Below are 6000 nucleotides of genomic sequence, written 5' to 3' on the forward strand. Positions count from 1 at the left end.
TTTTTTGTTTAACTGCATTTTTGCACTGCCAATAAAGTATTGCTTTTTTGCCTATATCCCTTCGCTCCGCATGGCGACATTCCTATCACCTTATGCTAGACATATTCACGATGATTCAACAGTACAGAATAAAGAAGTCGCCAAGTCTTTCAATAATTTGTATAAAACGATAAAGCGCATTGCATATGGATGATTGAAATCAAATGAGGTGTTTAAACAATCAAGCGCCTTGATTCTATTTCTCCTTTTGATGATGAAGAGAAGAAAATTTTAATTTCAATATGATTGATGATGCATCATTTTTTATGATGTAGATACGAATTAAATGTTTTAAAAGTACAAATTACTGATCAACAGAATGATTTGGATGAGTGTCTTTGTGATACACGTTGATAGAAAAACAAGGAAAGATGTGGATAAGTATATGTTTATCCACATCTCTGGCTTTTATAGAATAATGATTTGGTTACTGGATTACACCACAAGCAATACGATCTCCACCGCCACCTAAAGGTTTTGGATGATCAGAATAGTTATCACCACCTGCATGGATCATAATGGCTAAACCTTGTATATCAGCAAGTTTCAATCGTGGGGCAATCAATGTGGTTTTAGCATTCCCATTTGAATCAACATTCAATACAGGTAAATCACCCATATGCCCATCATTTGGTGTGCCATGTCCAGTTTGGAGAGGATTGTAATGCCCGCTAGCAGCGAGGGCAGCCCCCATTTTTCCATCCTTTTCAGCAGGCGCGCAAGACCCTTTTTCATGAATATGAAAACCGTGAAAACCAGAAGGAAGTTGGCTGAGTTGAGTTGAAATATTTAAACCGTTTGGCGAGTCTTGAAAACTAATTGTACCAATCTTTGCACCAATACCTTGTGCTGAAACAGCATGAACATCGATCGTTTTTTGAGGTATTTGAAGTTTAGTCGTGTGCGGTGTTGTGCTACATGCAGCTGTAAAAAGCGCTACACACATACAAAGTATTGATGTTTTAAAAAAAGTAGATGTCATTATTCGCATCCAATAGCTTTGATCATGATTTAAATACCATTCAAACAAAGCATGTATGGATAAACAATGTGAATTAAATATCTGATTGTATAAATTTATTTAATAACTGGTAAATTGGCATTGATTATGCTGTATCTTGTAGCGAGATAAAAACAATCCGCCAAATAAAATATTTAGCAGATCATGTATCAGGAGATCGAGTTAATCAGGCTTTTTCGGGTCGTTTTCTTCAATTTCATATGCCATTGTCGCATCAGGCATTAAAATACCAGACTCCGTGGTTTCATGTAGCCATTCACGCCAAATTGCCAATAATATTGCCAAAATAACAGGACCAATAAAGAGTCCAACCAGCCCAAAACTCGCCAATCCGCCCAGCACACCAAACATAATCAATAAGAATGGAATTTTTGTTGCACCTGAAATGACCAATGGACGAATCACATTATCTGCGGTACTGACAATACAGACACCCCAAGCCATCACGCCGATTGCTTCAACTGTTTGACCTTGGGAAAATAGCCATAATGATACTGCACCATAAGCGACAGGTGGTCCAAATGGGATGAGTGCCATCAGGAAAGTGGCAATCGTTAGCACCATCGGATTTGGTACGCCTGCAACAAAGTAGCTGATGCCTGCAAGAATAGATTGTGCAACCGCAGTTAAACCGACGCCATAGACCACAGCACGTGTGGTTTCAGAAATCGTATCCAGATAATGATGGATACGAGGTCCAATCAGCATTTGTAATGCCTTGCTGACTTGCTCCAAAATGGTTTGACCATCTCGATAGAAAAAGAACAAAGACATGACGGCAAAGCCCAGTTTGACTAAATTTTTGGTGATCTCATTCAGTACGAATTTGCCATAGTTCAAATGTCCTTGAATCCAAAGACCAATGGTTTGAGAAAGTGATGTCGGATCTGCATTTATTTCACGAACAGTTCGGCTGACTTCCTTTCCGATAATAGGCAGTTCACGAATAAAATCAGGAACGGTTAAATGACCCGATGATAATTGGCGTTGTAGGTCAAAATACAAATTTCGACCTTCATGCTGCAAAATAAAAATCGCAAAGGTGAGTGGAATGCCAACCACTAAAACAACCAGCGTAATCATTACTGAGGCACTTAATGTAGGTCGGTTCGGACCAAACATTCTTAATATGCGCTTATACATTGGCCATGTCATATAGGCGATGATACATGCCCATAATACAGGGACAATAAAATATTTGAGAATATCGTAGCCCAAGAAAATCAGGATAAACAATAACCCAAACAATAAGATGCGTTGTAAGTTTGAAGTGAAGTCTTGCACTAACTACTCTAAAAATTGCTGAGTGATTCACTCAATATTAACTGAAAAATCAAATGTGGCAAATTTTAAGCTTGCTTTATCCGACCTGCTTTAGATTGGTTTTAGAACCAATCACTTGGATCATCTATTAAAGCATCAAGCAGTGGTTGCCATTGTTCTTGAATGGTTAAAAAATTCTTTTGGGTCTTATCAAAAATATTTAAGCCCTGCATCGCCAATTGACCATATGCTGTACGTTCTGAAATCCATGCAACGGGTTGCTGATCAATCTTTTCAAAAAATTGTTGAATATCTTTGGAACTTGCACTGTTGGCTTTCATCCGATTGGCAATCAAGTGTACCGCAACTTTCCCCTTACGAATTTTTTTAATGTCTTGGATGTGTTTGAGAAAGCGTCGAGTACTGTCGATGTCAAAAAATGAGGGTTGTAGTGGAGTGACCACAGCATGACTTTCACTGATTAACTGTTCAGCATGCTCACCAGTTAAAGCACCAGGTGCATCAATGACCAAATAATCGAGATTTTTAGGTGCATCTCCTATTGATTTTTCATGTCGCCAATCGAGACTTTGAATTTTCGCTGCTTGTTCAGGGCGCTGTTTTAACCATTGTAGTGCTGACTTTTGTCCATCAGCATCGGCTAATGCAACTTTATAACCTTTTTGTGCCAATGCTGTGGCTAAAGTAATTGCTGTAATTGTTTTTCCACAACCGCCTTTTAAATTTGCAACAAGTATTGTTTTCATCGTATATCAATAATATCTGTCCGCTAGCCCTTGGCTACTTTAGCATTAATTTTAAGCATATAGGTTACACATGACAAAACTTTAGTAGTTGTTTACATTGTGCCAAGGATTTACAGAAAGGAAAGTGCATGTCTATCTGGATGGCGATGTTGATAGGAGCATGTATTGGCATCGTTTTAACGACAATCGTGTTATCAAGTACGCGAAATGGCAAGATTAAAGCAGAGTATGAACAATACATCACTGAGCTTGAACTGGAACATCAACAGGCACTTGCACATGCGCAAAAGCGCAGTGTGAATACCAGTCGTGCTGTTCTAAAAGGAAAGATGGCGGAACAACTTGCGCCAATCATGCCTGAGTTCCAATATTTGCCGAGTGATGCCAAGTTTTTAGGTGATCCTATCGACTATGTGATTTTTGATGGCTATACCGACTTTCGAGATGGTGAAGGCTTGGCTGAAGATATTGAAGTGGTATTGATTGATATCAAGAGTGGTGGCGCACGTTTGACCAAAGGACAACAAGCAATTGCTCAAGCCATCCGTGAAGGGCGGGTACGTTTTGAAACAATCCATATTGATTTTGCCGATTAAATTTTTTGTGCTCTTGCCATAAACATGCGTCTTCCCACTTTAGGTAGATCTTCTGCATCGAAATAATATTTTTCAGAAAACTTGAAGCCAGCGTTTAATAACTCAAGTTCAATATTGCGATTTAGATGACATCCATCAGCGAGGACTTTTTGAATTGGGGTCAAAAGGTCTTGTAACTTTTTCAAGGTCGAATTGTCATGATACTGAACATGTTCAATCAGGTGTAAGTTGCCTTCAGGTTTTAATACACGATGAATTTCTTGGAGTGCTTGTGCTAAGTTGGCAATACTACACATGGTCCATGTACTGACAATATTTTCAACTGAATGATCTGCAAAAGGTAATTTTTCGGCGCTGGCTTGGATATGCTGGATATGAAAGGGAGTATCAAAGATTCGCTTTTGAGCAAGACGATATACATCAGGATTTGGCTCAAGTGCATAGAGTTGATCAACTGCTTGATAAAAAGGTAAATTCAAGCCTGTCCCAAAACCAATTTCTAATACTTCGCCACGGATTTTTTTAATCAGTTCTGCACGACCTTCCATCATGCTGGGTGTTTGCATGACTTGATTAAGCAGGTGAGGAAAAATGCGTTGTTGATAATATTTATAAATCATAATTTGGTCATTTTAAGAGTATGATCATGATTCTAACCAATGCGAGTTTTGAATATAAGACAAAAATAGGACGAAATTTCTGTATTTTGTTACCGAAACTCGATTTTATTTTAAGTTTATCGGTTAATACTAAGTCTAGATATTTTGCTGGTTGAGTACTGAGTTTGAGGAGCATGTTATGAATAAAAAGTTAGTCTGTGCAGCATTGATGGCACTGAGTGCTTTTCAGGTCAATGCTTTTCAATCTACTGCTGTGCCAAAGGCACAATTATCCAATCCGGCCTTTAATATCGCCAATGGTTTAGCGCCGATTGATCAAAATCAGAAAGTCTCTGTTCTGGAGCCATTCCGTGGTGAGTTTCGTATTTTAGGGTCAAAAGAATATCATGACGATGCACAGGCAAAATTCTCACCGATTGACTATGCTGTGACACGGGGATTATTTACTGAACCTGAAATTGCCCGTCAAATTTCAATCAATCAATATGACCGATTCCTCAATTGGAAAATGGCTCGCCCGCCTATTCCTGCACAACTGGCAACTCAATTGGTCAGTAATATGCACATCATTCCTGCCAATCCTGAAATTGCCAAAAAAATTAAACAAGTTAAACGTGGAGACTTGGTTCGTTTAACGGGCGATTTGGTTCAGGTGAATGATAAAGATTTGGTTTGGAAATCGGCTTTAGATTGGAATGGGGTGGGAGATGGTGCTTGTAAACTGATTCGAGTCAATTCGATTCAATGGTTAGAAAAGCAAAATATCTAAATTCAATTGAGCCAAATCCGAGAAGATGCTAAGGTGAGATGTATAATTTTAGGTCAATTGAACAATAAAGAGTGTGGTAAATGAAAGGTTTAGCGTGTTTTACTTTGTTGGTTTGCAGTTTGGGGCTGGTTGCTTGTCAAAGTCCAAATCCTAGCGTAGGTAAAACACATGAATACACCCTCAAACAAAAGTGCCCAACGCTCATGGATATGAAAGTGGGAGAGGTGTTGTTGTTCAATGCTCCTGAAAATCCAAGCACGGGTTATCAATGGCAATTATTACAGCCACTTAAAATATTTAAAACTGAAGAAACTTATTTACAAAATGACAGTGAAGAAGGTGCTGTAGGTGTGGGTGGAACCAAAACTTTCCGTTTTACAGCAGAGAAACCGGGACAAGATTATATTGAATTGGTTCATATCAGAGCTTGGGAGTCTTCTAAACAACCAGATCAACAATGGCGTTGCCGCATTCGGGTCTCTTAAGCTCAAATCATTCTAATTGTTATTTTAGCTTCTTCTAGATCTTTAAGACTTTTTATTGCAGAGAAGCCTTCCATACAGGCTTACAATGGAGTAGCGACATCCATGTCGCTTTACGGTAGAAAGCCTATGGGTGTTTTATCAATCTTTGAGAGTGCTCAACTTTAAGAGCATCCAACTTAAGAGCATCCAAAAATTGAATGCTCATTTTGATGAACATAATAGGGGCTGTGGACATTTCATAAATGGCTTGCGTTGTAGGTTAAGATTGAGCAGGTAAAGCATGAAATGAAGAGAATAGCGAGACTATTTTTAAGTTTCATAACGTAGCCTGAGATAATTTTAGCCACAACCCTTCGTGACTAGTGTGTTTTTTGTCGCTTCGTCGTTCCGAACTACTCGTGTAGAATGACTAAATTTCGTATTTCGCGCCTAGAATCGCC

Annotated in this window: 7 protein-coding genes; 3 read left to right on the plus strand and 4 right to left on the minus strand. The window is 38.8% G+C overall.

What is annotated here, in order from left to right:
• Positions 1 to 466: 466 nt before the first annotated feature.
• The 3 genes from sodC to AAV97_RS03305 form a co-directional block, all read right to left on the minus strand.
• Complete coding sequence (gene sodC, locus AAV97_RS03295; protein WP_046759800.1) at positions 467 to 1021, minus strand: superoxide dismutase family protein; 555 nt, start codon at positions 1019 to 1021, stop codon at positions 467 to 469.
• Positions 1022 to 1222: 201 nt separating this feature from the next.
• The gene (locus AAV97_RS03300; protein WP_046759801.1) at positions 1223 to 2344 is read right to left on the minus strand and encodes an AI-2E family transporter; all 1122 of its coding nucleotides are present in this window, start codon (positions 2342 to 2344) and stop codon (positions 1223 to 1225) included.
• Between the two features lie 101 nt (positions 2345 to 2445).
• Positions 2446 to 3090 carry a ParA family protein gene (locus AAV97_RS03305; protein WP_004826486.1) on the minus strand — a complete coding sequence of 215 codons (645 nt, stop codon included), beginning with the start codon at positions 3088 to 3090 and terminating at the stop codon, positions 2446 to 2448.
• Between the two features lie 128 nt (positions 3091 to 3218).
• Here AAV97_RS03305 and AAV97_RS03310 point away from each other — a divergent pair, with 128 nt between their 5' ends.
• On the plus strand, positions 3219 to 3686 hold the full coding sequence (locus tag AAV97_RS03310; protein ID WP_009586148.1) for a Holliday junction resolvase-like protein: 468 nt from the start codon (positions 3219 to 3221) through the stop codon (positions 3684 to 3686).
• On the opposite strand, the gene AAV97_RS03315 is transcribed toward AAV97_RS03310, so the two are convergent.
• Positions 3683 to 4306, minus strand: a complete 624-nt coding sequence (locus AAV97_RS03315; RefSeq protein ID WP_046759802.1) for a class I SAM-dependent methyltransferase — start codon at positions 4304 to 4306, stop codon at positions 3683 to 3685. The two genes, AAV97_RS03310 and AAV97_RS03315, sit on opposite strands and share 4 nt — an antisense overlap.
• A 178-nt stretch (positions 4307 to 4484) precedes the next feature.
• On the opposite strand from AAV97_RS03315, the gene AAV97_RS03320 reads away from it, so the two are divergent.
• Together AAV97_RS03320 and AAV97_RS03325 are read left to right on the plus strand one after the other, a co-directional pair.
• Positions 4485 to 5075, plus strand: a complete 591-nt coding sequence (locus tag AAV97_RS03320) for a hypothetical protein (RefSeq protein WP_004826492.1) — start codon at positions 4485 to 4487, stop codon at positions 5073 to 5075.
• Between the two features lie 80 nt (positions 5076 to 5155).
• Positions 5156 to 5560 (plus strand): protease inhibitor I42 family protein, encoded by a 405-nt coding sequence (locus tag AAV97_RS03325; protein ID WP_004826493.1) that lies wholly within the window; start codon positions 5156 to 5158, stop codon positions 5558 to 5560.
• Positions 5561 to 6000: the final 440 nt, after the last annotated feature.

It is taken from the genome of Acinetobacter sp. Ag2 (assembly GCF_001005515.1).
Taxonomy (GTDB): domain Bacteria; phylum Pseudomonadota; class Gammaproteobacteria; order Pseudomonadales; family Moraxellaceae; genus Acinetobacter; species Acinetobacter bereziniae.